The sequence below is a fragment of the Haloferula luteola genome, from assembly GCF_014201715.1.
Taxonomy (GTDB): domain Bacteria; phylum Verrucomicrobiota; class Verrucomicrobiia; order Verrucomicrobiales; family Akkermansiaceae; genus Haloferula; species Haloferula luteola.
Genome location: NZ_JACHFD010000015.1, coordinates 41,167 through 67,158, shown reverse-complemented (window position 1 = coordinate 67,158; position 25,992 = coordinate 41,167). Strand labels below are relative to the sequence as shown.

Here is a 25,992-nt window from a genome sequence, read left to right as displayed (position 1 = left end):
GGGTTTTGAGGAAATACTGTAATAGAAGTACTGTTAAAACAGGAAATAACGCTGAGCCATGGGTAGTTCGGCGAGCGGCTCGCAGGTGAGGATCTGTCCGTCGGCCTTCACCGTGTAGGTTTCGGGATCGACCTCGATGTTGGGCATGGCGTCATTGTGAAGCAGGCCAGCCTTGGTGATCGAGCGACAGGCTTTGACTGGGACAAGAGACTTTCCACAGCGGACTTGAGAGGCGAGGCCCGCATCGAGAGATGCTTGGGAGACGAAAGTGAGGGAAGTGGCGAGGCGAGCGCCTGCTGAGGATCCGAATTGCGGGCGGTAAAAGGTGGGTTGAGGAGTTGGAATCGAGGCATTGGGATCTCCCATGTTGGCACAGGCAAGCATGCCTCCTTTCAGGATGAGCTCTGGTTTGACGCCGAAGAATGCCGGCTTCCAAACGACGAGGTCGGCGAGTTTGCCGATTTGGAGGGAGCCGACTTCGTGCGCAATGCCGTGAGCGAGGGCTGGATTGATGGTGTATTTTGCCAGATAACGGAGCGCGCGAAAATTGTCGGCCTTCGGATGGTCGGCGTGGGAAAGAGCTCCAAACTGCATCTTCATTTTGTGGGCGGTCTGCCAAGTGCGGGTGATCACTTCGCCGACTCGGCCCATGGCCTGGGAGTCCGAGGAGATCATGGCGATGGCCCCTAAGTCGTGGAGAATATCCTCTGCAGCGATGGTCTGGGGGCGGATGCGGCTTTCCGCGAAGGCGACGTCCTCGGGGATCTTCGAGTCAAGATGGTGACAGACCATGAGCATGTCGAGGTGCTCATCGAGAGTGTTGACGGTGAAAGGTCGGGTGGGATTGGTTGAGGAGGGGAGAACGTTGGGATGGGAGCAGACCCGGAGGATATCGGGAGCATGTCCCCCGCCGGCGCCTTCCGAGTGATAGGTGTGAATGGTTCGGCCACCGATGGCTTTGAGCGTATCTTCAACGAAGCCGGCTTCATTGAGGGTATCGGTGTGAATGGCGACTTGAACGTCGAATTGGTCGGCGACTGAGAGGCAGGTGTCGATGGCGGCGGGAGTGGTGCCCCAGTCTTCGTGAAGCTTGAGTCCGATGGCGCCGGCGAGGATCTGTTCCTCCAGGGGAGTGGCAGTGGAAGCATTGCCTTTGCCGAGGAATCCCAGATTCATGGGGTAGGCATCGGCGGCCTCGAGCATGCGGTGGAGGTACCATTTCCCGGGAGTGCAGGTGGTGGCGTTGGTGCCGGTGGAGGGTCCGGTGCCGCCGCCGAGCATGGTGGTAATGCCGGAGGCGAGGGCGTGCTCGATCTGCTGTGGGCAGATGAAATGAATATGGGAGTCGATGCCTCCCGCGGTGACGATGGCCCCTTCACCTGCGATGACGTCGGTGCCGGCACCGACGATCATGGGATCCTTCTTTCCGGTTCCGGGATCGGCAAAAACCGAGCCGATGCCATCTTGAATTCCCGGGTTGCCGGCGTGGCCGATGCCGACGATGCGACCTTGGCGGATGCCGATGTCGGCTTTGATGATGCCAAGTTCGGGATCGGCGATGAGAGCGTTGGTGATGACGAGATCGAGCGACTCCTCGCAGCTGGCCGTGGGCGATTGCCCCATGCCATCGCGGATCACCTTGCCGCCACCGAACTTGATCTCGTTCCCATACCCGCCGTTTTCGGCGATGAGGTCGCGTTCGACTTCAATCAGAAGATCGGTATCGGCGAGGCGGACCTGATCGCCGATGGTGGGGCCGTAGGTTTCGGCATATTGACGGCGGGGAATGCGGTGCATGGGAGATCGAGGATCGTGGGTAAGGAGTGGCAGAGGTCGGCGATCTCAAGCCGTCAGAGGGGTCCGTTGATGAGGTTGTTGAGTCCGTGGACGACGCGTTTTCCGGCGAGGGCGACGAGTGGCACCCAACGTTGATCACCGGGTTCGAAGCGGATCGCGGTGCCCGCGGGAATGTCGAGCCGATAGCCGCGAGCTGCGTGGCGGTCGAATTCGAGGGCGGAATTCACTTCGGCGAAGTGAAAGTGGGACCCTACTTGGACCGGACGGTCACCGGTGTTTGCGACGGCGAGTTCGAGGGTGGCGAGACCGGCATTGGCTTCGAGGTCGGGTGCGCCGGGAGGGGTGAGGATTTCGCCGGGAATCATGGGATCGGGTGGTGAACGGTGACGAGCTTCGTGCCATCCGGAAAGGTGGCCTCCACCTGAACTTCGTGGATCATTTCCGGGATGCCGGGGAGGACGTCCTCGCGCGTGAGGAGTCGAGTGCCTTCGTCCATGAGGGTGGCCACGGATTTCCCATCGCGGGCGCCTTCTGTGATTTCGTAGGTGATGATGGCGACGGCCTCGGGGTAGTTGAGCTTCAGGCCGCGGGCCTGGCGGCGGCGAGCGAGGTCGGCGGCGACGACCACCATCAGCTTTTCCTGTTCGCGGGGAGTGAGATGCATGGAGTGACAAACCAGTTGAAACACAAGTGGGACGGCGGTGCGCCCCTTTTTTCAAACTTCGAGGTGCTCGCGAACGACTTCGTCGGTGAGTTCGGCAATGGTGCCGGATGCAGAGACCGCGCCCCGGTCCATGGTGTAGAAGCGGTCGGCGGTTTCGCGGCAGAAGTCGACGTACTGTTCGACGAGGAGCATGGCGAGGCCGCCTTCTTGTTTGAGGCGTTTGAGGGTGTCTCCAATGAGGTCGATGATGGACGGCTGAATGCCTTCGGTGGGCTCATCGAGGATCAAGAGTTTGGGGCCGGTGAGGAGGGCGCGGCCGATGGCCAGTTGTTGTTGCTGGCCTCCGGAGAGCACCCCGCCTTTGCGTTTGAGCATTTCACGCAGGACGGGAAAGAGGTCGTAGACCCGATCGAGAGCCTCTTTGGCTTCGGAGCGAGTGCGGCGTTTGACGGTGAGTCCGGCCTGGAGGTTTTCTCCCACGGTTAGGTGAGGAAAGATGTCGCGTCCTTGGGGGACGTGCGCGATGCCCTGGCGGGCACGGCGGTCGATCGGGACGCGGTTGATAGGTTGATTCTCAAAGCGGATGTCCCCGCTGCGGTGGGCGAGCAGGCCGGTGATGGTGCGCAGGGTAGTGGTTTTCCCGACGCCATTGCGGCCCATGAGGGCGACGACTTCGCCAGGTTCGACGGTGAGGGAAACACCGCGAAGGATGCGAGAGCCGGCGATATCGGCTTCGATGGAATCAAGTTCGAGGATGGGAAGCGCGGACATGGCGGGATCAGGCTGCTTTTCCGCGGCCGAGGTAGACTTCGCGGACTTTCGGGTTGGATTGGACTTCGTCGAACTTGCCCTCGCAGAGGACGGTTCCCTGATGGAGCACGGTGACTTTGCCATCGCGGGCGATTTGCTTCACGAAGGTCATGTCGTGCTCGATGACGATGAGGCTGTGTTTTCCTGCGAGGGAGATGAGGAGCTCGCCGGTACGATGGGTCTCGTCGTCAGACATGCCGGCAGCAGGTTCGTCGACCAGGAGGACCGCGGGCTGTTGGGAGAGCAGCATGCCGATCTCGAGCCATTGTTTCTGGCCGTGGGAAAGGGCGCCGGCGATGCTGTGGCGAAGTTCGGTGAGGCGGATGGTCTCGAGCACTTCATCGATGCGTTCGCGGTCCTCCTTGGATTCCCGGTAGAAGAGCGAGGAAAACAGCCCACGGGCTCGCGGCAACGAGAGCAGCAGGTTATCGTAGACCGTGTGCTGAGTGTAGACGCTGGGCGTCTGGAATTTGCGCGCGATGCCGAGGCGGGTGATTTTGTATTCTGCTTGCTTGGTGAGGTCGATGTCGTGGCCGTCGGGCTTGTGCAGGGTCAGCGATCCGGTATCGGGTCGAGTGCGGCCGGTGATCATGTCCATGAAGGTGGACTTGCCGGCACCGTTGGGACCGATGATGGTGCGGAGTTCGCCCTCGGCTAGGTAGAAGTTGAGATCGGAGATGGCCTTGAAGCCGTCGAAGGTTTTGTTGACGCCTTCGACGGAGAGGACGAGGTCGGTGCCGCGGTGAAGTGGGGCTTGGCTCATGGCGGGGTCAATCAGGCGGGTTGGGTGGTAGCGGCTTTGCGAGTGGCGAGCTTGGTCTTGATGTCGCGCAGTTGGGCGGGAAGCCCGACGATGCCTTGAGGCATGAAAACCACGACGAAGACAAAGAGTCCGCCGAGGATCAGTGGCCAACTTTCGGCGAATTCGCGTGTTGCCCAGCTTTTCAGGAGGTTGACGACGATCGCTCCGATGATGGGGCCGATCTTGGTTCCTCGGCCACCGACGGCGACCCAGACGACGACGTCGAGGCCCTTGGCGGCGACCATTTCTGAGGGGTTGATGATCCCGGCCTGAGGGACGTAGAGGGCGCCTGCGAGACCTGCGAGGACTCCCGAGAGGGTGAAGACAAACAGTTTGAATGAGGTGGTGGAGTAACCGGAGAAGCGAACTCGATTCTCGCTGTCCCGGATGGCCTGTTGGACTTTTCCGAACTTCGTTGAGAGCAGCCAGCTGATGAGCATCCAGGTCAGGAGGAGGAGGACTCCGCTGGCGATGAAAATGCCGCGCAGGGTGGCGGGATCGCGCAGGTCATGGCCAAGGATGGTTTTGAAGTCGGTGAAGCCGTTGTTGCCGCCGAAGGTAAAGTCGTTGCGGAAGAAGAGCAGCGAAGCGGCGTAGGTGAGGGCTTGGGTGAGGATGGAGAAATAGACGCCCTTGATGCGCGATCGGAAGGCGAGGATGCCAAAGATGAATGCGAGTAAGCCGGGAACCCACATGACGGCAGCAACCGCGAAGGGGAACGAATGGAAGGGTTTCCAGTGGGGAGGAAGTTCCTTGTAGCCGAGGAAATCCATGAAGTCTGGAAGAGCACTTTTGTAGACCGGGTCGGGGCCGATCATGAGCATGAGATACATCCCAAGGGCATAGCCTCCGAGGGCGAAGAAGAGGTTCTGGCCGAGGCAGAGCAACCCGGTGTAGCCCCAAAGGAAGTTGAGGCTCATGGCGAGGACGGCGAAGCACAGGTATTTTCCCCATACTCCGAGAGTGAAGCTGGAGAGGTGAAAGGTGGAGTCCTCAGGCAGCAGGTTGAGTGCTGGCATGACAACGAGGAAGACGAGGGTCGCGATCGCAAACAGGATCGTTTCGACGAGATTTTTGCGAGGTGGCATGGCAAAGGGGTGTTAGGGGCGTTCGATCAATCGTCGAGGCTGCGGGAGCGCGATGGGAACAACCCGCCGGGACGCCACTGAAGGAAGAGGATGATGCCGATGAGCACGGTGATTTTGCCCATGACCGGCCCGAGGATGGGTTGCAGGCTTTGATCGATCATGCCGATCCCAAGCGAGGACACGGCGGCTCCGAAGAGGTTGCCGACTCCGCCGATGACGACGACCATGAAGCTATCGACGATGTAGGCCTGCCCCATGGACGGGCCGACGTTTCCGATTTGCGAAAGGAAGGCGCCGGCGAGTCCGGCCAGCCCGGACCCAAAGGCAAAGGTAAAGACATTGATGCGATTGGCGGGAATGCCGAGGCCGGAAGCCATGGCTCGGTTCTGCATCGTCGCCCGCATGTGGAGGCCGATACGGGTGCGGCGCAGCAGAAGCCAAGTGAAGAGGACGACGACGAGAGCGAAGATGATGACGAAGATGCGGTTGTAGGTCATCGTCACGCCATTGGCATCAAAGCTTCCGGAGAGCCACTGCGGGGAGGCGACGGAAACGTTGGCGGCCCCGAATTTGAGTCGCAGAGCCTGTTGGATGATCATCGAGATGCCCCAGGTGGCGAGGAGAGACTCCAAGGGGCGTTTGTAGAGAAAGCGGATCACGGTGCGCTCGAGAACGGCTCCGAAGAAGGCAGCAACCAGGAAGGCGAGTGGGAGGGAGACCAAAAAGTAGCTTTCGTAGCCGGAGGAGGCCTCTCCGAAGTGGGCCGCGAAGAAGTTCTGTACGACGTAGACCGTATAAGCTCCGATGGCGATGAATTCGCCATGGGCCATGTTGATGACCCCCATGAGCCCGAAGGTGATGGCGAGGCCGTAGGCGACGATGAGGAGGACGGATCCGAGGCTGAGGCCGCGGAAGAGAGTGCCGTAGAACTCGACCTTCTTTTCGAAAGAGGCGATGGAAGCGAGGGCGGCATCCGCTTTCACGAGGATGAGCTGTCCATCGGGGGTTTCGTCGGTGGTGTAACCCTCGCGCATGCGCTTGATGAAGTCGCGTGCGGCGATCAGGTGGCGCTCACCGAGGAGTTCGAGGCTGGCGATCTTTTCCGCCGTGGAGCCATTGGCGAGTTGGGAGATGGCGATGGCTTCTTCAAAGGCGCGGCGCGTTTTGCGATCGGTTTGTTTCGGGAGGCGCGTCTGAAGCTCTGCGAGGAAATCGGGGGACTGGCCACTGCCTAGTTTCATGGCGGAGTCGGCGCGTTTGGAGAGGTCGGGCGAGGCGAGATCGAGGACATCGACGAGGCGACTGAGTTGCTTTCTCAGGCCGCGTGAGGCTCGATTGACGGAGGCCACGGATGGATCGCCTTGCCAGGCTTGACCGTTGGCGATGTTGACGAAGCCGTCGTCGGTTTTGAGGAGGGCGACCTGAGTATCGGGCTCCGTTCCCGGGGAAACGAAGACTTTTCCGACGCGCCAAGCTTCGACGATGTCTTTGATGACGGGGTCTCCGAACTCGGAAAGTCGGGCGAGGTTGTCTTCCTCAGTTCCGTTGCCGGTGATGAGATCGGTAAGCACCGAGCGGACGTCGTCGGTTGGAGCTTCCGTGGCTTGGGCGAAGCTTCTGGAGCCAGAAACGAGGACGACCAGGAAGGTGAGCAGAAGGGTACGTAGGGCGATCATGCAGAATGAGGCCTTGGGCGAAGGATGCGGGCACGGGCCGTCGCGGCAAAAGGCCGGCGGCAGGATGCCGGCACACTCCATCCCATGGAGGGAAGGCGGTGTGCCGGCAAGGACCTCTGAGCAACCGAGGAGAGGGAGCGGGGAACCTTATTCGAAGGTGCCCTTGAGGAACGGTTCGGCGGGAACCTGATCGAAGGTCTTGATGATTTGGAACTGACCGTCTTCGAGGGTTTCGCCAATGTAGACGTTCTTAATGAAGTGGTGATTCTTCATCGAGGTGATCTTGCCATTCGGGCCTTCGAAGGTGATGCCGCTTTCGAGAGCTTCGCGCACCTTATCCACATCGAATGAGCCGGCCTTTTCGACGGCGGCCTTCCAGAGGTAGACGCCGTCATAGGAAAGAACCATTGGGGAGCAGGTGACACGATTTTCCTTCACGATGCCGGGCACGTCGGTGGTTTTGAGCCAGGCCATGAAGTCGCCGATGAACTTCTTGTTCGCCGGTGAGTCGATGGACATGAAGTAGTTCCAGCAACCGAGGTGGCCGACCAAATCCTTGGCTGGAAGGCTGCGGAACTCATCTTCTGAGATGGAGAAGGAGACGACCGGGCAGTCTTCGGAGGTGAGGCCGGCAGCGGCGAATTCCTTGAAGAAGGGCACGTTGGAGTCTCCGTTGATGGTGTTGATCACGCAGGCATCACCGGATGCAGCGAAGCTCTTGATCTCTGAGACAATCTGCTGGAAGTCGGTGTGGCTGAACGGGACATATTTCCCTGCGGAAATCACATTGCCATCGCTATCCTTGCGGAGACCACCGCCGATGTTTTCGACCGGAACTCCCTTGGATTGGAGATATTCGAAGAGGATGAGGTTGGTAGTCTGGGGATAAACGTAGTCGGTTCCAACGAGGTAGAATTTCTTGATGCCCTCCTCGAGCATGTAGTCGACCGCAGGGATGGCCTGTTGGTTCACGGCCTCGGCGGTGTAGAAGATGTTCTTCGACATTTCCTCACCCTCATATTGAACGGGGTAGAAGAGCATGCCGTTGTATTTCTCGAACACGGGGAGGACTGATTTGCGGCTCACCGAGGTCCAGCAGCCGAAGGTGACGGCGACTTTGTCCTGAACGAGGAGTTGTTCGGCTTTTTCTGCGAACAGTGGCCAGTCAGACGCTCCGTCGACCACGACAGGTTCGATCTTTTTGCCCATCACGCCTCCGGCCGCGTTGATCTCATCGAAGGTGAAGAGAAGGATGTCGCGGAGCGAAGTCTCGGAGATGGCCATGGTGCCGCTCAGCGAGTGGAGCACGCCGACCTTGACGGTGTCGTCGGCCGCGTGGGCGGCGGAGACGAGGGCGAGCGAAGTGGCGGCAAGGGTACTGGTAAGAAATTGTTTGCGATTCATGAATGCGAGTAGGTCTGGGAATGGAGGCGGAAGGGGATCCGCCCGGAATGGGCCAGGGAATGGCCGCCCCACCCAATGCTGGGGAGGGTGGAGCGGCACGAATTAGGCTGGAACCTGGCCGTGAATTAGAACGAGCAACCGATACCGATGTTTCCGGTCAGGAAGTCGTCGTCCTTGGCGTTGCCAATCACACCACTGTCGGTGAGGTAGTAGGTCAGTCCGGCGTGGACGTCCCAGGAGCCGAATTTCTCGGCCACGGGGAGGGGCACGGAGGCGGTGAGGCCGATCGAGCCAAAGCCGAAGCCTTCGTCGGTGGAAGTCGGGTGGAAGTCGTCTTCGACGAAGTAGCCGACGTTGACGGGGATGCCGAAGGAAACGGGACCGAGCTCGAATCCTTGCTCGATGCCGAGCACGATGACGGTGCCGGTGTTGCCGCCGGAGGCACCTTCATCGAAGCGGTGGTGGATGGTCAGCGACGGGCTGAGCATGGTGTCGAATCCGAGGCCAAGATCGAAGACGTGCTCGGTATCGGAGCCGTAGATCCAGGCTTGGTAGGTGCCGCTGATGGAAACCAGGCCGGTGTCGTAAGTCATTCCGAACCAGACATCGACTTCTTGGAGGTCGCCGCCGATGGCGGAAGTGACGTTGTCATTCACGTCCCACCAGGTGCCGGCGTTGACGGAAAAGGCGTCGGTGAGCTGCCAAGAAAGGTCGAGCGAAGGGTTGAAAGTCGAGCTGCCGCCGAAGTTTTCGCCGGAGCCCCACACATCAAAGCCGTAAGAAATGAAGTGGGTATTGTAATCGAGGGACAGGGTGCCCGAGACGACCGACTCCTCTGGAGCGGCGACTGGAGCGGGTGCGGGGGGCATCATCGGCTCTCCAGCGAAGGCGAAGGAACCGCAACCGCAAATAAGAGCAGTTTGGAGGAGTAGGGTTCGGATCTGGGTGGGTTGGCTATTCATTGGTGTAGCGTTGTCAGTTGGTTGGCATCGCCCCAAAACTTTGCCGTCTAACGACAAAGGGGGCTAACCGATCAAGACCGCATGAACTGAGCCAAAAGGAAATTGCGCGGGATTATCAGCGATGAAAAGAACTCACTCAAAGAGCTCCCATGTATGAAGCATGGGCATGAAAATGCCGGCAATTGGGGAGCGAGAACCGGGTGACTTGGCGCTTGGAAGGTGCGGACGGCTGCATTTAAATCCGGGCTGTGTTCCAAATCGTTTTCAATGAAATCAGTGCGGCGGAGATTTCCCAGCTCGATACTCTTGAGCAGTTGGACTTGCTCGATGAGTTCAAGGTTTCTCGTGAGGACCTCGAGCAGCTGGACGGCGAGCGATTTGGCAAGATCGAGCGGGATGCTAAGGTGCTCTATCGTTTTAGGACGAAGGATTGGCGGATCTACTTTGAGGTGAAGGATGGAGCGGTGGTGGTGCACCGGGTGCTGCATCGCGGGACGTTTTCTGATTTCGTTTTCCGCTCGAAGATTCCGTTGGCCGAGGATGAGGAACTGGCGAAATCGAAGCACTTTTGGAAGTTGATCGACGAAGGTCGGGCTGCGCGAAGAGTTTGATTCCAAGCTTTTTCCTTTCCGAAGGGTGAGGGGGCGTGGGTAGAGTGAGGGCAAGATGAAGCTCGGTATCTACATCGTCTTGGGGTTGGCTGTGGTGATCGGATGGATTTCGTTCATGACGAGTGGGAAAGGAGAAATCCACCAGATTGAAGAGACGATTTCCCGCTACTACGAGACGGGCAGCGTGGAGGAGCTGGAGCAGATTCCGACGCTGAAGGATAAGATCGAGAATATCAAATCGAGCAAGACCCTGACGGGCATCTTGTTAGCCTTTGTGACGGCGGGTTTGGTGGGGGTGGTGGTCGTGGTGGATTTGCTGCCTCTGCTGGCGCACAAGTTCACCCATGCGGTGTATGACAGCGGCGAGGAAGTGGAGGAGGATCCGATGCACGATGCGCATGCGAAGTTGGCGCAAGGAGACTTTGATGGGGCGATTGCTGCCTTCCGAGATGCGGCGGCGATGGATCCGATGAATCGGCTGCCTTACGTGGAAATCGCGAAGGTTCAACGCGAGCAGCTCAAACAGCCTCATGCAGCTGTGGAAACTCTGCGGGAAGCCATTGAGGGTCAGGAATGGCAAGAGAATGACGCGGCCTTCCTGATGTTCCGATTGGCCGAGGTGTATGATGAAGATTTGGCGGAACGGATGGCGGCTGTCGGATTGATGCAGCAGGTGATTGAGCAATTTCCAGAGTCCCGCCACTCGGCGAATGCCCGCCACAAACTCCACGAGTGGGGTGTGGCCTGATCTCTTTTTTCCTCCCCCCTATGAACTCCAGGCTCCGCCGATGGGTGGAGCGGCGTCCGCTCCTCTGGATGGCAGGCACCGCCTTGGCGGCGGTGCTGGTGGTGGATGGGAACGAGCTGGTGGGAGGCATTTTGGCGTTCGGTTTGGTGGGCGCGTTGACGATCGCGCGGGTGGGGCAGGTGCTGGTTGCCTCGCTGGTGGTGGCTTTGGCCGCGGGAGTTTTGCATGACCGTTCATTGCGGGAGCGGGAGCGGGCGCTTGAATGGATCGGGGTATCCGGAATGCGGGAGATGGAGGTGCTGGAAGTGCCGAATCGGCGAGGGATGTCAGGGTGGTCGAGCCCGGGGCGCGACTGTGGGAATGGCGTGAAGGTTTGGTTGGAGGGGGTGGGAAGATCCCCGGAAAAGGGTGCGGTGGTGCAGGGGCGGGGAGAGTTTCGGCGGCCTCGCCCGCCTGAAAATCCAGGGGGATTCGACCGGGCTGAGTGGCTGTTCCGGCAAGACATGGCACTGGTTTTCCGCTATACGGGGCCGGTGGTGGTGGTGGCGGCGGCCCCCTCAGAGTCGCGACTGGGGCAACGCATCAAAGCGGGGTTTCGGCAGGCGGTGACGCGAGGATTGGAACCGACTTCACGGGAGGCGATGGTGATTCGTGCGGTGGTCTTGGGTGAGTTGCCGCGCGACGAGATTCTGATTGAGCCCTTTCGGCTGACAGGGACTTTGCACGTGTTTGCGGTGAGTGGTCTGCATGTGGCGATGGTGGGGCTTTTGGGGTGGGGGCTTCTGCGATTTCTTGGGGTGCCCCATCGGGCGGCGTTGATTCCCATCCTCGTGCTGGTGTTTGGCTATGCGTGGGTGACGGGAATGAAGCCACCTGCGGTTCGCGCTGCCTGGATGGCGGCGGTGGTGATGGGCGCCTTTGCGTTTCGGCGGCGTCCGGATGCTGGCAATGCCTTGGGCCTCGCGGCTTTGCTGGTGTTGCTGGGGAATGCCGATCGCGTGTTCTCCGTGGGGGTGCAGCTTTCGTTTGGAGTGGTGCTGGCCATTCTGGTTTTGCACCGGGCGATGGCGAGGTGCTGGGCGTGGATCCGACGGGAGGAGCCGTATTTGCCGAGATCTCTGTATGGCCCGCTTCGCGAGCGGTGGCTGCAATGGCGGCGGTGGCTGGCGGATGGGCTGGCGGTTTCGAGTTCGGCGTGGCTCGGTTCGGCGCCCTTGACGGCAGGGTATTTCGGGATCGTGACGCCCATCTCCGTGGTGGCCAGCTTGGGCCTGTCTTTGGTGGTTCTCCCGTTATTGGGGCTGGCGCTGTTGTCAGCGGCTGGTGGATGGATTCCCGGATGGAGCGAGCGCCTCAATCAGGGCAGCGGCTGGCTGGCGAAAGTCGGTCTCCGGGTGGCAGAGGGAGCTGCCGCACTACCGGGCGCTTATTTTGAAATCCCTCGAGATCGGCCGGCGGACGAGTTCTTATGCGTCTTTGACTTGGGACGCGATGGTGCGGCGTGTTGGTCCGGAAAGTCGGGGGGAGTGATGATCGACGGAGCCTCCGGGTATCGATTTGAGAGCCAGGTGCTGCCTGCCATGAGACGGATGGGGATGCGGCCGAATGGGGTGGTGGCGACCCATCCGGATGGGCGGCACATTGGCGGATTGATCGAGGCCGTGGATGCCTTCCCGGTCCAGCAGGCGTTGTTGCCGGTTTCTCGGGCGCTGGGATCGACTTACCGGGATTGGCTTAAGGTGACCGAGGACCGGGGGGTGAGGCGCGTGATCGGCCAAATCGGCGTTCGCTATCCGGTGGGAGAAGGTGCGGAATTGGAAGTACTGCGAGTGCCGGATCCACGGGATTGGCATCGCCTCGCGGATGAAAGGGTGATGCCGGTGAGATTGATTTGGAGGGGTTGGAAGATTCTTTTTGTGGCGGACCAAGGCTGGTCCGGAGAGCAGGAACTGATGGCGGCAGGAGTGGATCTGAAGGCTGATGTGATCGTGGCTGGGCGGCATCTCCACGATAATTCCTTGGGCGATGATTTCCTCGCTGCGACAGGGGCAAAGATCATCATCGCCGGCCACGAAGAGTTTCCCAAGTCGGAAAGGATTCCGGACGATTGGCGGCGTGCTTGTGAAGGCCGCGGGATCGCGGTGTTCCATCAGGGAGCTTGCGGAGCGGTCATCGTGACGGCGACGGAGCAAAGGCTCACCGCCAAGGCGTGGCTTGGAGGTCGGGTGGAAACTCTGGAGCGATGACTCAGAGTGGCTGAGCGAGGCGCATGCGGTGCATGGATTTGCCCTCGGATTCCCACTGAACTTGAAAGTCGGTTTTCGGATAAAAGAAATCTCCATCCTGCCAGGGTAGCTTCTGCAAGCCGGTGTAGTGGGTCATGATCTCTTCCGCCCACTCAAAGTATTCGGGGTGGTCGGTCATGAAGAGAAATTCACCTCCGGGAACGAGGACTTTGCGCACGGCGTCCAGAAATGGGGGCTGAAACAGGCGTCGCCGATGGTGTCGAACCTTTGGCCACGGATCAGGGCAGAGCAAATGAAGCCGGCTGACGGAAGCTTCCGGAAGCAGCCACTCGATCGTATATCGGCTCTCAAGCCGAAGGAGGCGCACGTTCTCCAATCCGGCGTTCGAAGCGCGTTTGCAAACTTTACGGACGCGGCCGAGAAGCCGTTCGACGCCGAGGAAGTTGCGCTCGGGAAATTCGCGGGCCATGCCGAGGAGGAAAGAGCCATCACCACATCCAAGGTCCACTTCGAGGGGGGCTTGGTGGGAAAAGATCTCGGATCGCTCCGCGCGGCGGAAGTAATCGGCGGGGAGATACTCGTGAGGTTCGGGGCGTCGGGGCGCTGGATCCATGGGCGGGACCTAGCCAGCGCGGATGGCCGCTGCTGACAAGCAGAAACATCCGGCTGCGTGGTGAGTGATCGGGGCGTTCGGGCGGGGGTTTTCGGTTGCGGAATCCTCCGTGGAATGCGCGTTCGAAGCCTCTGAAACACTCCCGAAATTCCCGCAGGGTTTAGCGCGATTGGGTGCCAATATTGTGTCGCTGGACGGGTTGTCGGGACGGGGGGAGGAGGAGGCATATCGGGGCTCGATCAGCCCATTATGAAACGAATCATTTGCATGACCCGACGAGCGGTTCCCGTAATCGCTCCCTTGCTTGGGATGGCCTCGGCGCAGGCTCAAACCAGCTATCGATACTACCGTTTCGAGCCGATGGAGCTCAACCTTGCTGGCACGACGATCCAGCTCTCCGAGTTCCAATTTGTTCGTGATGGTCAAGCTCTCAACCTCATCGCCGATAACGTCGACCTGTCACCGAAGCCCACCTACGGGCAAGATGGTAGTGATGTGGATTTGGTTCCTGTCACTGTGACGGGCGGACAGAACTCGGCGACTAGCAATGAAGGCGCCGTTAAGATCGTGGATGGATTGGTGAGCACGAAATGGCTGACCAGCATCACGGCGAACGACGGTGATGCGCGGTATCTTTACTTCGACTTTGGTACTCCGATTGAGATCGATGGCTACAATTTCGCGACCGGTGGCGATACCTTGACGTACCCGAATCGAAATCCAGTGAGTTGGAAGCTCGAAGGTAGCAACGACGCCAGTGAGTGGACCATCTTGGATCGTCGGATTGACTATCCGACCACGACGGAGAATTCGACCTTTGAAGCAGGTTTCACGGCGAGTGGAACCTTCCCTCCATCCATCTGGGCCTTCGAGTTGGAGACGGATCAGGCGATGATCGTGCGCGATGGGGAGAAAGTGCGCCTATTCTGGGATACTTATGATGAAGACCTAGGTGATCCGGATTTGGTGGAAATCGAACCTGCGGTGTCCTCCGGCACTCTGGAGCCGTATGAGTCCGATTTTGAGATCGTTCCTCCGGCAGGTGAGGACACGGTGTACACGCTGACCGCGAGCAATTCGGGAGGGAGCACCTCGAAGACCTTGACGGTGCGGTCGGTAGCGGGTGGATCGGCGAGCTATCCGTATTTCCGTTTCACTCCGATGGCTACGCGCTCTGGAGGGAGCCGAATGGAGCTGTCCGAGTTCCGATTTTTCCATGAAGGAAGCGCACTGAATCTTTCCGCCTCCAATGCTGTTCCGGCGCAAGAGACGGGAAGCAACGGGTCTGATATCGATTTGATCTCGGTGGTGGTGACGAATCCGGGAGGGACATTCGAGCCTAACGAAACCCTGGGAGCGGTGCGATTGGTGGATGGTTTCACCAACGACAAGCCAACCGGCGACGGGGTGACGACCAGCCGATTCATGGATGCGAGTGGGGGCGCCGTTGTTTTTGCGTTCGAGAGTGCGGTGACGATTGACGGGTATCAATTCGCGACGACCGATGGAAATACGAACACGGACCCAGTGCGTTGGGTTTTGGAAGGAAGCGTCGATGGGAGTGAGTGGACTCTGGTCGATAACGTGACGGCCTTCGATTATCCGACGACGGAAGACCGGGATGCCGACACGCAAGAGTTTCCCCTGCCGGGGGCTTCTTTGAAGCCGAGTGTGGATGCGGTGCCTGCCGTGGTGTGGACCGGAACCGAGCTCGGTGAGTATGGAACGGCAGTGAATTGGAGCACCGGATCCGTTCCTGGAGAATACGATGCCGTTGAGATTGGTGCTGGGGAGGCCAGTACCAGTGGCAACTTGACACGCTCTGCCAGGACCATGGTGCACGATACCGGGGTGCTGTCTGTGAACGGTCGCCTGATCAATCGTGGGTTGTTCGTGATGTCTGGCGGAGAACTGTATCAGTCCGGGAACTACTTCCTGGTGGGGAGCAGCGGTGTTGGCACCTTCGTGCATACCGGAGGCACTGTGCATTCGACGCATGACCGCGGTTGGTTTCTTTCGGATGGTTCATCCGATGGTGGATCGCGCTACCTGATGTCGGGCACGGCAGTGCTGGAGGTCACTTCCACCGGAAATGGCAGCTCCAATGCTCTCTACAATGTCCATCTCGGCCGAGGGGGCGAGGGGGATTCGTTCGAAGTCTCAGGGGGCACGGCCACTTTCACCAGCACTGCAGACAATCATGTGCGCCTTTCTAAGGGTGTGCTTGTCGAGGTATCTGGGGGATCGGCTACCTTCACGGATTACACGACTTTCATCGTTGGCTACGATGGCACGGGGGGGAACTTCCTGCACGTCGCTGGAGGTGAACTCCATCTTCCCGGGACTGCGTTGCAGGTCGGGGGCGGTGCAGAGGGTTCGGTCCTTTTGGAAAGTGGAGAGCTGACGACGGACCAAACCATTGCCCTCGGTGTGGGGAGCAGCCAAGGGGTCTTCACGATGACCGGCGGTCACTTGCAAGCCGCTGACCTTACCAGTACCGAGCTCGGAGTATTCCAGTTTCAAGGTGGGGTGATGGTGCTGGATGGAGATCGCACCTCCCTGTTGTCGGAGTCTTGGTTCGAGGCGATTTCTGGAACCGAGGCGAACTACGATTCGACGACAAATACGACGACCTTCGTCGTGGGTGATGGCTCCAGCAACCCGTTTACGGTATGGGCCGAATCGTTCGGCATGGGAAGTGGCAGCGCCGAAGGGGATCCTGACGGCGATGGCGTTGCCAATATCGTCGAGTTCGGGTTGAACGGGAATCCTGCAGCGACGAGTTCGCGGGGAATTCTGCGCCTTCTATCGGACGCGAACGGAGGGGGAACGGTGTTGACGGCGGCCATTCGAAAGGGCGCGGTGTTCAGCGCAGATGGGGGAGCGCTGATATCGGCGATCGATGGCATCACCTATCGCATCGAGGGTTCGATGAATCTCTCCGATTGGTCCCTTGAAGTGATCGAGCGGACGCCTGCGGTGACGACTGACATGGCGGATCCAGATGCGGCGTGGGAGCTGAGAAGCTTCGGCTTTGCTGAGGCACCCGCGACAGGTTTCTTGAGGGTGACCGTGGTAGAAACCACTCCGTGACCCTCGGGTCCTGGGTGAGGCCCGTTCTGGTATGGGTTCCAGGGCGGGCCTTTTCATGGATGGAAAGAGGTCGAGGTGAGCCATGGGAGCCACGCCTGAATGTTCGCGAGGCGGGGTATGCAGGGATGGCCTCGTGGTGGGGAGTCTCGTGCTCCTCAGGAGAGAAAGTCCTTCATTTGAGGAGAGAGCCATTGGCGGTAGCCATGTTCCGAGCGCAGGAAAAAGAGAGCGGCCAATTGGTGCTTTTCTGCCAATGCTGGCCCGTTCTTAGGGCCTGCGACATAGAGGGCGGTCGCCCAGGCGTCCGCCTCCATGCACAGGGAAGCGGCCACGGTGACGCTGAGGATGGGGTGGCAGGTGGGTTTCCCAGTGCCAGGATCGATGAGGTGACAGACGGTGGCATCCTTCTCACGGTGGAGAGGTCGTCTCAAGTAGGTGTCACCGGAGGTAGCGATGGAAAGTCCACAGAGCGCGAAGAGGGACGAAGGCAGTTCGTCGGGAGCCTCGAGGCCGATCCACCAAGGTTGACCGTCGGGTTTGCAGCCGTGGCCGCGGAGTTCCCCACCGATTTCTAAGGCAAAGTCATGGATCCCTGAGTGGAGGAGTGCCTGGGAGGCGAGGTCGACGGCGTATCCTTTGGCAATCGAAGAGAGGTCGAGCTGGCAGCCACCGGGTTGGAGGACGGAGCGGGAAGGTGGATCCAGGAAGAGGCGTTGGTATCCGGCTTCAGCCTTGGCGCGGGCGTGGTGCGTGGGATGGGGAAGGGTCTCTACGGGACCAGACGGACCGAAGCCATGGAGATCCACGAGTCGTCCCAGAGTGGGGTCAAAAGCACCGTCGCTCAGGTCGGCGATTTCGACAGCTCGCTGAAGTACGTGGAAGAAGCCTTCGGGTAGGGCATGCCAGGTGGCAGCTGGAGCTCGGTTGAAGCGACTCAACGCCGAATCGGGGTCCCAGTGGCTCATGGTTTCCACGACCTGATGGATCGCGGCTTCCACGGTCGTCCGAACGGCAGAGAGGGAGACGCGGGCTTCCGCCTGGAAGCGTAACTTCCAGTTGGTTCCCATCGCCTCCCCCTCCGCCTGGCGCACCGCGAAACCGGATTCGGCTCCGTGGAGCGCCTCGCGCGGGACGGCTGCGGGTGAAATGAAAACTTGTCGCTCCCGGATCACTCGGGGAGCACCTCGAAGGTGGCGGTGTAGGCCGAGCGAACGCTGGCAGGGATGCCGGAGATTTCGCGGGTGCCACCTTCGACGGAAGTATTGAGCCAATAGCGACCGGCTTCAGGCCAGGTGATTTGGAAGCTGCCGGTTTCGTCGGTGGTGACTTGGATTTCCCCGACTTCATTGCGGTAGCGATCATCGCCGCGGATGACGGTCACTTCGACACCTGAGGCGGGCTTGCCGTCCTGGAGAAGAGTGAAGGAGGCGGTTTCGCCTGCGAAAAGATCGTTGGGATGGGTTTCGGTAAAATCGATCTCGAGCCCCTTGCCGAGAACTGCGGGAGTCGTGGGTTCCCCGGCGGTCACGAAGGTTTCGACTCGTGAGGAGTTGTCCATGAGAGTCACGCCGGGCTTGTCTTTGACTTCGTCGAGGCGGTCTGCGGGGCCTCTCCAGCTTTGACGTTCGCCATTTTCTTCCCAGCGGGCAAAGAGCAGAGCCCGAACGGTGCCAACGCGGTAGGTGCCGGGGGTGGCCAATGGCAGGTCAAAGGTGGTGCGGTATTTTCCGACCTGACCGTTTTGAAGTTCGACGATTTTCCCATCGGGGCCCGTCGCGGAGAAGGCCTCCAGCTCAGGAGCGTGGTGGTTGGGGAAAAACAAGTTGTTGGAGACGGCAGCGTCGAAGCAGACCCATGGTTCTTCCCCCGATAGGACGGTGCTGGAGGGCACGATCCAAAAGCGGTGGGCAGAAGCGGTGGGCAGCGCGAGGGCGGCGGCGAGGAGGATGGTGTGGACTTTCATGAGAGGGATCAAGGTGTGGGGCGGAGGGCGAAGGTCACCTCACCGAGTTCCGATTTCCCGGTGGATTTTTGTTCGACGGCTTGGGCACCGTCCCAGGCGAAGGGGATGCGAACCATCTCGCGGCCGCCCACTTCGCGCGATGCTTCGACCACCAGGGTGTATTGCCCCTCGGACAAGGCGGGGAGTTCCAGAGTGTCGAGTGGGACAGGATGCTTGCCAGCAGGCCGGGTGGGGCTGCTCAAGCCATCGATAGGGAGGTCGAGTTTGCGACCGCTTTTGCGCCACCATTGGCGAAGGTCTTTGAGCCATTTTTCGCCCTCCTGATCCTTCATGCCAGTGTCGTACCATACGGTGAGATTGGCAGCGACAGAGCGGTCTGGCTTTTCGATCCAAGCGGCGACGTAGGGGCGGTGGTATTCGGCCACCTGTAGCCGGGGAATCTCGATGGAGATCTCGAGGTCGGCGGCACCTGCGGCGGCAGGTAGAAGGAGAAGCAGGCGTTTCATGGGAAAATCAATGGATGAAGAAAATGATGAGAACGATGGGCATCAGGACGCCGGCGGCGACCAAGGGCCAAGTGGAAGGTCGGCGCCGACTGTGGACCCAAAGCAGCGCGAGACCGGTGAGGGAGAAAAGGACAGTGGCGACGGAGAAGACGTCGATGAAGAGCGACCATAGCGGGCCGGTGTGGCGGCCTTTGTGGAGGTCGTTGAGAAAGGAAATGGCGCCGCGATCCGTTCGTTCGTAGGTCACCTCACCGCTGGCCCGGTCGATGGCCAACCATGCGTCACCTCCGGGGCGTGGAAGGCCGAGATAGATTTCGTCTTCGGACCATTCGGCGGTCTGGGATTGGATGGGAGCGTCGAGCTCACGGTGAAGCCAGCGGGCGAGATCGCGTGGGAGCGGGGCTTCCGCGGGTTCTGTTTCGGAGTAGGCGAGGGTTCCCATCCAGGTTTCCGGAAGCACGAGGGAGTGCTCTTGAATCTGTGGGGTGGCTGGGATCTGGCCGGCGTGGTTGAGCGTGATGCCGGTTACCGCGAATAAAAGAATGCCAGCTAGGCTGAGGGCACTACTGATCCAGTGCCAAGCGTAGAACTGTTTCGTCCAAAACGCCTTGCGCCGGTTCTTTTGCTTTCTTTCCTCGGCAGTGGGGGCGGGCTTCATGGCGGCGAATTGCCCCCTGCAGGGCCCGAAAGCCCCACAGGGGAACACAGCATCCGATCAAAAAGTGTGAAATCCGAAGCGCCTCGATCCTCCTGCGATGTTATTGAGACGCGGTCGCAGGAAGAAAAGGCGATGAGTCGGGCTTTGGCAATCGGATTTTTGGGAAAACTCAGAGCAGCGAGATGCTGTGGAATTCGCGGGCGGCGGTGAGGCGGAGGGTTTCGAGGAACTCACGCATGAAGGTTTGGTGGGCGGCGCTGCGGGTGGTGGCAGCCCATAGGGAAGCGCGGAGGCCGTTGGTGGTGATGGGGCGTTCGGCGACGTAGCCGCGATCGAGGTAGGGTTGGACCGCCCAACGGGGAAGGGCGGCGACGCCGCGACGGCTTTTCACGAGTTGAAGAATGGCGACGGTGAGTTCGGTCGTCCTGCGTTCCCCGGGTTGGATACCGGCTGGATCGAGAACTTTTCGAAAGAGGTCCATGCGCGCATCGGGAATGGGATAGGTGATGAGCGTTTCGCGTTCGAAGTCGCGGGCCGTGACGTGGGATTTGCGGGTGAGCGGGTGGTCGGCGGCGAGCAGTAGGGGCATGTCGTATTCGAACAAGGGATGGTGAAGCAGGCCCTTCCGCGGGGAACCTGAGGAAACGATGACCAAATCGGCACGGTTTTCCTCAAGGAGGCCGAGAGGATCGGGATGGAATCCAGAGACGAGGTCCATTTCGACGTCCGGCCAGCCGTCACGGAGTTGATCCATGGCGGGCATGAGCCAGTCGAAGCACGAGTGGCATTCGACCGCGATGCGCAAGCTGCCGGCTGTACCTTCGTGGATGCGAGCAAGGTCGCGTTCGGCGTCTTGGAGGAGACGACGGGTATCGTAGGCGAGGGCGACGAGACGCTCGCCTGCTCGGGTCCAGCGGAGGGGGCTGGTTTTGCGTTCGAAGAGTTCGAGACTGTAGTGCTCCTCGAGGGCACGGACCTGGTGAGAGAGGGCGCTTTGGCTGAGGTGGAGGCGTTCACCGGCGCGGGTAAGGTTGCCGGTTTCTGCGAGGGCGATGAGCGATTGGAGGTGGCGAATTTCGATCACGGAGGAGACCACCCTGTGGAAAAGGGATCATGAATGCAATGGTGGATCATGATGAGGAACCTGCGTTTGGTTCATGTGGGGTGTCGGTGAAGGATGGTCGAGATGAATTTGACCACGCATGTATCGGGGTATCCCCGGATCGGGGAGGACCGGGAGTTGAAGAAGGCACTGGAGGCATTCTGGCGCGGGCAGCATGGTGCTGCAGAGTTGGACAGGGTGGCGACGGAATTGCGACATCGGCACTGGCAGGAGCAGGCGGAGCTCGACTTTGTCGCGGTCAATGATTTCAGCCTGTATGATTCGATGCTCGATCTCGCCTGCGTCTTGGGGGTGGTTCCCGAGCGTTTTGGCCCATCGGGGGTGCCATTGACATTGGAGCGATATTTCCGGATGGCTCGAGGGCGATCTCGGGTGGGCGGTGCCCCGGATGTGCCGGCACTTGAGATGACGAAATGGTTCGACACGAACTATCATTATCTCGTGCCTGAGCTTGAGAAAGACACGGAGTTTCAACGCGGTTGGGACAAGCCGATTCGAGAAACTCGTGAAGCGATCGCAGCGGGATTTCGTGCGAAGCCCGTGATGGTCGGTCCGTTGACGTTTTTGGCCCTGTCGAAGCGCCGTGATGGGGGCGATCCCCTGGAGGCATTGGGTCGGCTGTTGCCGGTCTATCGTGAGCTGTTGAGAGATTTGCGACGGGCAGGAGCGGAGTGGGTGGAGGTGAGTGAGCCGATTTTGGCAGAGCGTCAGGATGGAGTCCTGTTGGGGGCGTTGAAGACTTGTTGGAGCGAGGCGCTGACCGATGGGCCAAAGATTCTATTGGCCGTGCCGTTCGGAGGCTTGGGACCCGCGCGGTCCATTTTGGCCACATCGGCAGTCGATGGAGTTCATGTCGATGTGACCCGTGCAGGGGCGGAGGTGGACGCTTTGCGGAAGGAGTGGCCACGGCACAAGGTGTTGTCTCTGGGCGTGATCGATGGTCGGCAAATTTGGCGAGCAGACCTCGATGCGTTGAGGAATCGGGTGGCAGGGTTTCGGGATCGGGGGAATCACTTGTGGATCGGGTCGTCGTGCTCGCTACTGCATGTGCCACACTCGGTGGATAGGGAGAAAACCCTCGATCCGGAGTTGCGGAGTTGGATGGCGTTTGCGCGAGAGAAGGTGGCCGAAATCGGAGCGGTAGCAGCTGCTGAGCGGCCGGTGGATGCCTGCACCGCCGCTGCGGAGGCGGCGAGGAGGAGGCGGCAACATGCCGGGGTGGAAGATTCCGGATTGCGAACAGAGTTGGCGAATCTTTCCGCAGAAAGTTTCTCGCGATCGGAGCCCGTCGAGAGACGCCGGGCGCTTCAGTCGGAAGCCCTCGGATTGCCGCTTTTCCCGACGACGACGATCGGCTCGTTTCCTCAAACCGACGATATCCGCACGCTGCGATCCCGGTACCGAAGGGGCTTGTTTGGAGATGCTGCTTACGAAGCGGGATTGGACGTAGCGACGGCTGAGGCGATCCGCATTCAGGAGGATTTGGGTTTGGACGTTCTCGTCCATGGTGAGTTCGAACGCACCGACATGGTGGAGTTTTTTGGGGAGCTGCTGGAGGGAATGGTGGTCACGGCACAGGGGTGGGTGCAGAGCTATGGGTCCCGTTGTGTGAAGCCTCCGGTGATCTGGGGAGATATTTTCCGGTCTCAAGCAATGACCGTCGATCGGTTGCGGCGTGCGCAGGCGAAGACGAGCAAGCCGCTCAAGGGGATGCTGACGGGCCCGGTGACGATCTTGCAGTGGAGCTTTGTGAGGGATGACCTGTCGCGGTCCCAGGTGGCCCTGCAGTTGGCGTGGGCGATCCGCGCCGAGGTGGTGGATTTGGAGCGAGCAGGGCTGAAAATCATCCAGGTGGATGAGCCCGGATTGCGGGAGGGGCTGCCCTTGGCGCCGAAGGAACGCCGGGCTTATCTTGATGGGGCTGTGAGAGCGTTCCGCCTTGCCACTTCAGGGGTGGCGGGGACGACTCAGATTCACACGCACATGTGCTACGCTGAGTTCGAGGACGTGGCGGCAGAAATCGCGGCGCTGGATGCGGATGTCATCACGCTGGAAGCTGCAAGAAGTGGCTCCAGCGGGTGGGGTGGATTGGTTGAAGCCGGTCTGGGGTCCGCGGTGGGCCCGGGGGTTTGGGACATCCACTCGCCTCGTGTGCCCTCGGTCGAGGAAATGGCGGAAGCGCTGCGGCAGGGTCTAAAGGTGCTGCCAGCAGAGAGATTGTGGGTCAATCCTGACTGTGGCCTCAAGACGCGTGGGTGGGAGGAAACTCGTGCGGCCCTGGCGCACCTTGTGGAGGCCGCTGAGCGGGTGGCGGCCGAAGTGAAAGAGCGGGAACTACTGACTACTGGGTAAGACGTACGATGCGCCAGTAGCGGTGAGTTTCGGTGGTCGGCGGTGAGATCCATTCAGTGAGGCTTCCCGTCGGGCTGCCGGCAATCGTTTCAGCGATTTCCCAATCGACGAGGGTCGAGCTGGTCTCGACCTGATAGGTGCTACCGGGGTTGCTTTCCCAATGGAGCCGGATGCCATCCTCGATCTTGGCGAGATCGAGGGTCGCAATCGGGCCGTCATTGGCGTGGAGGATGCCAACGGCTTCCAGGTCGAAGCCCCCGCTGCCCACAGTGGGAGTCGGATCGTAGATGGGGCGGTTGCTGCTGTCTTTGGTTTTGCCGTCACCGATGATGTCAACGATGCGGATGAAGCGGATGGACTGCTTGTCTAAGGTCGGATCGTCAGGGAGGTCGGCGAGGTCGAAGGGGGTGCCGTACCCGAGTCGATGCTTGCCGGCAAAACCATCGATCTGGGTGGGATCAACGGTGCCAAAGGCCCCTACGAGGGAAGCGGTGAGGGAGGCGGTCGGGAAGCGGTGGAAATTCTCTCCATCGCTGGAGACCTCGACGAAGGCGAGTTCGAGGAAGGTATTGCTGAAAGCATTTTCGAAGACGGCGAAGTCAGGTCCATCGCCATCACAGACGGGAAGGGGGAAGATCAGGGTGATGCGGCCCCCATTACCGAGACATACGATGTCGAAAGAATCGCCGGTGGCTGGTCCTGTGGCTTTTGCCGGAGTGCGCCAGGTGCTGTCGACATCGCTGCCGTAGGTGAGCGCGCTGTGGCCGGATGCCCAGCCAAGAAAGCGGCTGTCGCCCATGGCAATGGCTTCACTGCCCGTGGTGCCTGCGGCTCCCGAATAGGGACCAGCGAGTGCAATGATGGGCGCGGTGGCGAGGAAGAGACAGGCGAGGGCATTCATCGTTCAAGGCGGAATCCGAGGAGAAATTGGCGGCCGGCGGCAGGATACCAAAGTCCGCTGTATTTGAGAGTGGAGTAGCGTTCGTCGAGGAGGTTGTTGATCCGGCAGTAGAGAGATAATCCGGGTCGCGCTTGGTAGCTGATGAGAAGGTTGAAGATGTTGTATCCAGGGAGTTTCTCTTGGGTGTTGAGGAAATCATTGCCTTCGTAGGAAGAGCTGACGTGCTGGAATTCTCCCTGCAGAGTAAAAGTGTCGATGGGGCGGCAGGTGAGTGTGGCGGTGAGCTCATGCCGGGGCACCAAGTAGATTTCCTTGCCCGAGTAGGGGCCATTTTCGAATTCAGCCTTGAGGGTGGTGCCTTGAATGGATGCGTCCCAGTGGCGGGATTGGTAGCCGATGAAGGTTTCCCATCCGGCGCGGCGAGTGTCCGCGAGATTGACGTTCAGGTTTTGATGGTAGTCGTAGAGGATTTCTCCTTCTAACCATTGGACAAATCCGTTGGTTCGGAAAGTCCATGCACCGGGTTGCCATTCGGCTCCGATTTCGAATTGGCGACCCGTTTCGGCGCGGAGTTGATCGTTGAACGGTTGGGTGAGAGGGAAGCCTTGGTAAGAGGCAATCTCATCTGTGGAAGGGAGCCGGTAGAGACGATCGTAGCGAAGCCAAGTGGCCGTGTTGGAGGTCGGTTCCCAGCGGAGGCCGAGCTGCATGGCGGTGTTCGACTCTTGATTGCCTCGTTGAAAGTTCAGGGAAGCATCCTTGGGGGCAATGAGGCTCTTTGAGCGGGCGTCGGTGGTGGCCCGCGTCCAACGAAAATCGCCCGTCAGGTGGAGCCCATCCCAGGGCTCCGCCTCGCCACCCGCATGAAGCGAGAATACCTGTCGTTCGAGGGAGGAGGTGGAGGTGCGGTGAATCCTCTCGATTTCTGCGAACTGGGCGAGATCGAGCGTGTCCTGCTGGGCTTCGATTCCTGCGTGGAGGGAGATTCGCTCGGTGTCCCACGCGAGGTGCGGAGCAAGCCGGTAGGTTGCGAGGAGGTTGTCGGTGTGGAAGCCGGGGCCGAAATTCCAGGCGAGGTCGCGCTGGTGGAGGGAGATTGGCAGCTCCAATGTCCAGGCATCCCGTCGGGCGGTGAAAGTCGCATCACCACTCCAGCGAGTTTGTTCGGTGAAATACTGATCGGCCTGGCCATAGAGGGCGTAGATCGATTGTCGAGGGTCTGCGAGAAGGCGGTCCTTGGTCAAAGGCCCGGGGAACCCCCCTCGTTCATCCGCCCATTGGAGGCCGAAGTCGGCTTCGAGAGCGGGGAGAAGGGGAGTGGTCCACCGGAGAGAGGCGGATTCGAGTTCATGGCCAGCGTTTTCTCTCCAGCCGTCGGTGAGGTTGCGCTCGAAGTCGAAGGTGAGTCCGTGTTGGCCGATGGGTTGTTGGTGGGAGAGGCGTTGGATCGAGGTGCCATCGTTGCCGGCGGCGGCTTCGATGGAGGTATGGGGGGAGCCGGGTTGTTTGGTTATGAGATGGATGACGCCGCCGACGGCATGATCTCCAAAACGTGCGGTCTGACTGCCGCGGAGGATTTCAACACGCTCCAACCGGGCGATGGGGACTTCCAGCCATGAGGCGGAAGCCATGTCGGCGCGATTGATGGGACGGCCATCGACGAGGATCAGAACTCGTGAAGCGGCGTTTTCCCCAAACCCCCGCAGGTGGGCGGTGCCATCGGCGGCATTGCCTGAGGTGCTGGTGAAACGGACACCACCTTCTGCCGCGAGCAGGTCGGCGACGGAGCGCGATCCGGAGAGGGCGATGGTTTCGGCGTCGATCACCGTGGCGTTGCCCGCGAAATGGGCTGGCAGCACTGAGTTGGGCTGATCGGCATCGACGACCAAGGTCGGCAACACGTCCTGTTCTTCCTCAGCCCCGAAGAGGGGGGCGAGGAGCAACAAGCAGGCCCATTTCGCGTTCACGAGAGTGA

Annotated in this window: 22 protein-coding genes; 5 read left to right on the top strand and 17 right to left on the bottom strand. The window is 60.1% G+C overall.

From position 1 onward, the window contains the following. Positions 1–33 precede the first annotated feature (33 nt). The 9 genes from ureC to HNR46_RS14435 all read right to left on the bottom strand — a co-directional run bounded on the left by ureC (position 34) and on the right by HNR46_RS14435 (position 9,113). Positions 34–1,797 carry an urease subunit alpha gene (ureC, locus tag HNR46_RS14475; protein WP_184020040.1) on the bottom strand — a complete coding sequence of 588 codons (1,764 nt, stop codon included), beginning with the start codon at positions 1,795–1,797 and terminating at the stop codon, positions 34–36. A gap of 53 nt (positions 1,798–1,850) precedes the next feature. Next, positions 1,851–2,162, bottom strand: a complete 312-nt coding sequence (locus tag HNR46_RS14470; protein WP_184020038.1) for an urease subunit beta — start codon at positions 2,160–2,162, stop codon at positions 1,851–1,853. Further along, positions 2,159–2,461, bottom strand: a complete 303-nt coding sequence (locus HNR46_RS14465; protein ID WP_184020036.1) for an urease subunit gamma — start codon at positions 2,459–2,461, stop codon at positions 2,159–2,161. The genes HNR46_RS14470 and HNR46_RS14465 overlap by 4 nt, the downstream gene beginning before the upstream one ends. A gap of 51 nt (positions 2,462–2,512) precedes the next feature. Then, a complete protein-coding gene (gene urtE, locus HNR46_RS14460) occupies positions 2,513–3,232 on the bottom strand; it encodes an urea ABC transporter ATP-binding subunit UrtE (RefSeq protein WP_221285184.1) in 720 nt (239 codons plus the stop codon). Positions 3,233–3,239: 7 nt separating this feature from the next. After that, the gene (urtD, locus tag HNR46_RS14455) at positions 3,240–4,034 is read right to left on the bottom strand and encodes an urea ABC transporter ATP-binding protein UrtD (protein ID WP_184020034.1); all 795 of its coding nucleotides are present in this window, start codon (positions 4,032–4,034) and stop codon (positions 3,240–3,242) included. A gap of 11 nt (positions 4,035–4,045) precedes the next feature. Then, positions 4,046–5,161 carry an urea ABC transporter permease subunit UrtC gene (gene urtC, locus HNR46_RS14450; protein WP_184020032.1) on the bottom strand — a complete coding sequence of 372 codons (1,116 nt, stop codon included), beginning with the start codon at positions 5,159–5,161 and terminating at the stop codon, positions 4,046–4,048. 26 nt (positions 5,162–5,187) lie between these two features. After that, the gene (gene urtB, locus HNR46_RS14445; RefSeq protein WP_184020030.1) at positions 5,188–6,837 is read right to left on the bottom strand and encodes an urea ABC transporter permease subunit UrtB; all 1,650 of its coding nucleotides are present in this window, start codon (positions 6,835–6,837) and stop codon (positions 5,188–5,190) included. Between the two features lie 147 nt (positions 6,838–6,984). Continuing rightward, positions 6,985–8,241 carry an urea ABC transporter substrate-binding protein gene (urtA, locus tag HNR46_RS14440; protein WP_184020028.1) on the bottom strand — a complete coding sequence of 419 codons (1,257 nt, stop codon included), beginning with the start codon at positions 8,239–8,241 and terminating at the stop codon, positions 6,985–6,987. A 125-nt stretch (positions 8,242–8,366) separates the two neighbouring features. Next, on the bottom strand, positions 8,367–9,113 hold the full coding sequence (locus tag HNR46_RS14435) for a hypothetical protein (protein ID WP_221285183.1): 747 nt from the start codon (positions 9,111–9,113) through the stop codon (positions 8,367–8,369). 338 nt (positions 9,114–9,451) lie between these two features. Between HNR46_RS14435 and HNR46_RS14430 the strand changes: the two genes are divergently transcribed. From HNR46_RS14430 to HNR46_RS14420, 3 genes are read left to right on the top strand one after another with little or no spacing between them, the layout of a single operon-like run. Further along, positions 9,452–9,814, top strand: coding sequence for a type II toxin-antitoxin system RelE/ParE family toxin (locus HNR46_RS14430; protein ID WP_184020024.1), 363 nt, complete (start codon positions 9,452–9,454; stop codon positions 9,812–9,814). A 55-nt stretch (positions 9,815–9,869) separates the two neighbouring features. Next, positions 9,870–10,562, top strand: coding sequence for a tetratricopeptide repeat protein (locus HNR46_RS14425; RefSeq protein ID WP_184020018.1), 693 nt, complete (start codon positions 9,870–9,872; stop codon positions 10,560–10,562). A gap of 20 nt (positions 10,563–10,582) precedes the next feature. Then, positions 10,583–12,808, top strand: a complete 2,226-nt coding sequence (locus HNR46_RS14420; RefSeq protein ID WP_184020016.1) for a ComEC/Rec2 family competence protein — start codon at positions 10,583–10,585, stop codon at positions 12,806–12,808. A 1-nt stretch (position 12,809) separates the two neighbouring features. Here the strand turns inward: HNR46_RS14420 and trmB are convergent, their stop codons facing one another. Continuing rightward, complete coding sequence (gene trmB, locus HNR46_RS14415; RefSeq protein WP_184020014.1) at positions 12,810–13,421, bottom strand: tRNA (guanosine(46)-N7)-methyltransferase TrmB; 612 nt, start codon at positions 13,419–13,421, stop codon at positions 12,810–12,812. Between the two features lie 249 nt (positions 13,422–13,670). On the opposite strand from trmB, the gene HNR46_RS14410 reads away from it, so the two are divergent. Further along, positions 13,671–16,514 carry a discoidin domain-containing protein gene (locus tag HNR46_RS14410; RefSeq protein WP_221285182.1) on the top strand — a complete coding sequence of 948 codons (2,844 nt, stop codon included), beginning with the start codon at positions 13,671–13,673 and terminating at the stop codon, positions 16,512–16,514. Positions 16,515–16,669: 155 nt separating this feature from the next. On the opposite strand, the gene HNR46_RS14405 is transcribed toward HNR46_RS14410, so the two are convergent. From HNR46_RS14405 to HNR46_RS20975, 5 genes are all read right to left on the bottom strand, one after another. Then, on the bottom strand, positions 16,670–17,686 hold the full coding sequence (locus HNR46_RS14405) for an FAD:protein FMN transferase (RefSeq protein WP_184020010.1): 1,017 nt from the start codon (positions 17,684–17,686) through the stop codon (positions 16,670–16,672). Further along, positions 17,683–18,477 carry a DUF4198 domain-containing protein gene (locus HNR46_RS14400; RefSeq protein WP_184020008.1) on the bottom strand — a complete coding sequence of 265 codons (795 nt, stop codon included), beginning with the start codon at positions 18,475–18,477 and terminating at the stop codon, positions 17,683–17,685. The genes HNR46_RS14405 and HNR46_RS14400 overlap by 4 nt, the downstream gene beginning before the upstream one ends. Positions 18,478–18,485: 8 nt before the next feature. Beyond that, positions 18,486–18,983, bottom strand: coding sequence for a DUF2271 domain-containing protein (locus HNR46_RS14395; protein WP_184020006.1), 498 nt, complete (start codon positions 18,981–18,983; stop codon positions 18,486–18,488). Positions 18,984–18,990: 7 nt separating this feature from the next. Continuing rightward, the gene (locus HNR46_RS14390) at positions 18,991–19,641 is read right to left on the bottom strand and encodes a PepSY-associated TM helix domain-containing protein (RefSeq protein WP_184020004.1); all 651 of its coding nucleotides are present in this window, start codon (positions 19,639–19,641) and stop codon (positions 18,991–18,993) included. A gap of 169 nt (positions 19,642–19,810) precedes the next feature. Beyond that, a complete protein-coding gene (locus HNR46_RS20975; RefSeq protein WP_425491699.1) occupies positions 19,811–20,725 on the bottom strand; it encodes a LysR family transcriptional regulator in 915 nt (304 codons plus the stop codon). 102 nt (positions 20,726–20,827) lie between these two features. On the opposite strand from HNR46_RS20975, the gene metE reads away from it, so the two are divergent. Further along, positions 20,828–23,116: a 5-methyltetrahydropteroyltriglutamate--homocysteine S-methyltransferase gene (metE, locus tag HNR46_RS14380; protein WP_184020000.1), complete on the top strand. Its 2,289-nt coding sequence runs from the start codon at positions 20,828–20,830 to the stop codon at positions 23,114–23,116. Here metE and HNR46_RS14375 read toward each other — a convergent pair. Both HNR46_RS14375 and HNR46_RS14370 read right to left on the bottom strand, forming a co-directional pair. After that, positions 23,106–24,017 (bottom strand): PEP-CTERM sorting domain-containing protein, encoded by a 912-nt coding sequence (locus HNR46_RS14375; RefSeq protein ID WP_184019999.1) that lies wholly within the window; start codon positions 24,015–24,017, stop codon positions 23,106–23,108. The two genes, metE and HNR46_RS14375, sit on opposite strands and share 11 nt — an antisense overlap. Next, a complete protein-coding gene (locus HNR46_RS14370; RefSeq protein WP_184019997.1) occupies positions 24,014–25,984 on the bottom strand; it encodes a TonB-dependent receptor domain-containing protein in 1,971 nt (656 codons plus the stop codon). The genes HNR46_RS14375 and HNR46_RS14370 overlap by 4 nt, the downstream gene beginning before the upstream one ends. Positions 25,985–25,992: the final 8 nt, after the last annotated feature.

Excerpts from the sequence above, each read along its gene's own strand:
- urtB (WP_184020030.1), bottom strand. The coding sequence starts at position 6,837 with ATGATCGCCCTACGTACCCTTCTGCTCACCTTCCTGGTCGTCCTCGTT.
- HNR46_RS14395 (WP_184020006.1), bottom strand. The coding sequence starts at position 18,983 with ATGAAACGCCTGCTTCTCCTTCTACCTGCCGCCGCAGGTGCCGCCGAC.
- HNR46_RS14470 (WP_184020038.1), bottom strand. The coding sequence starts at position 2,162 with ATGATTCCCGGCGAAATCCTCACCCCTCCCGGCGCACCCGACCTCGAA.
- urtC (WP_184020032.1), bottom strand. The coding sequence starts at position 5,161 with ATGCCACCTCGCAAAAATCTCGTCGAAACGATCCTGTTTGCGATCGCG.
- urtE (WP_221285184.1), bottom strand. The coding sequence starts at position 3,232 with ATGTCCGCGCTTCCCATCCTCGAACTTGATTCCATCGAAGCCGATATC.
- HNR46_RS14400 (WP_184020008.1), bottom strand. The coding sequence starts at position 18,477 with ATGAAAGTCCACACCATCCTCCTCGCCGCCGCCCTCGCGCTGCCCACC.
- urtD (WP_184020034.1), bottom strand. The coding sequence starts at position 4,034 with ATGAGCCAAGCCCCACTTCACCGCGGCACCGACCTCGTCCTCTCCGTC.
- HNR46_RS14465 (WP_184020036.1), bottom strand. The coding sequence starts at position 2,461 with ATGCATCTCACTCCCCGCGAACAGGAAAAGCTGATGGTGGTCGTCGCC.
- metE (WP_184020000.1), top strand. The coding sequence starts at position 20,828 with ATGAATTTGACCACGCATGTATCGGGGTATCCCCGGATCGGGGAGGAC.
- trmB (WP_184020014.1), bottom strand. The coding sequence starts at position 13,421 with ATGGATCCAGCGCCCCGACGCCCCGAACCTCACGAGTATCTCCCCGCC.
- HNR46_RS14410 (WP_221285182.1), top strand. The coding sequence starts at position 13,671 with ATGAAACGAATCATTTGCATGACCCGACGAGCGGTTCCCGTAATCGCT.
- urtA (WP_184020028.1), bottom strand. The coding sequence starts at position 8,241 with ATGAATCGCAAACAATTTCTTACCAGTACCCTTGCCGCCACTTCGCTC.
- HNR46_RS14425 (WP_184020018.1), top strand. The coding sequence starts at position 9,870 with ATGAAGCTCGGTATCTACATCGTCTTGGGGTTGGCTGTGGTGATCGGA.
- ureC (WP_184020040.1), bottom strand. The coding sequence starts at position 1,797 with ATGCACCGCATTCCCCGCCGTCAATATGCCGAAACCTACGGCCCCACC.
- HNR46_RS14435 (WP_221285183.1), bottom strand. The coding sequence starts at position 9,113 with ATGATGCCCCCCGCACCCGCTCCAGTCGCCGCTCCAGAGGAGTCGGTC.
- HNR46_RS14390 (WP_184020004.1), bottom strand. The coding sequence starts at position 19,641 with ATGAAGCCCGCCCCCACTGCCGAGGAAAGAAAGCAAAAGAACCGGCGC.
- HNR46_RS14375 (WP_184019999.1), bottom strand. The coding sequence starts at position 24,017 with ATGAATGCCCTCGCCTGTCTCTTCCTCGCCACCGCGCCCATCATTGCA.
- HNR46_RS14420 (WP_184020016.1), top strand. The coding sequence starts at position 10,583 with ATGAACTCCAGGCTCCGCCGATGGGTGGAGCGGCGTCCGCTCCTCTGG.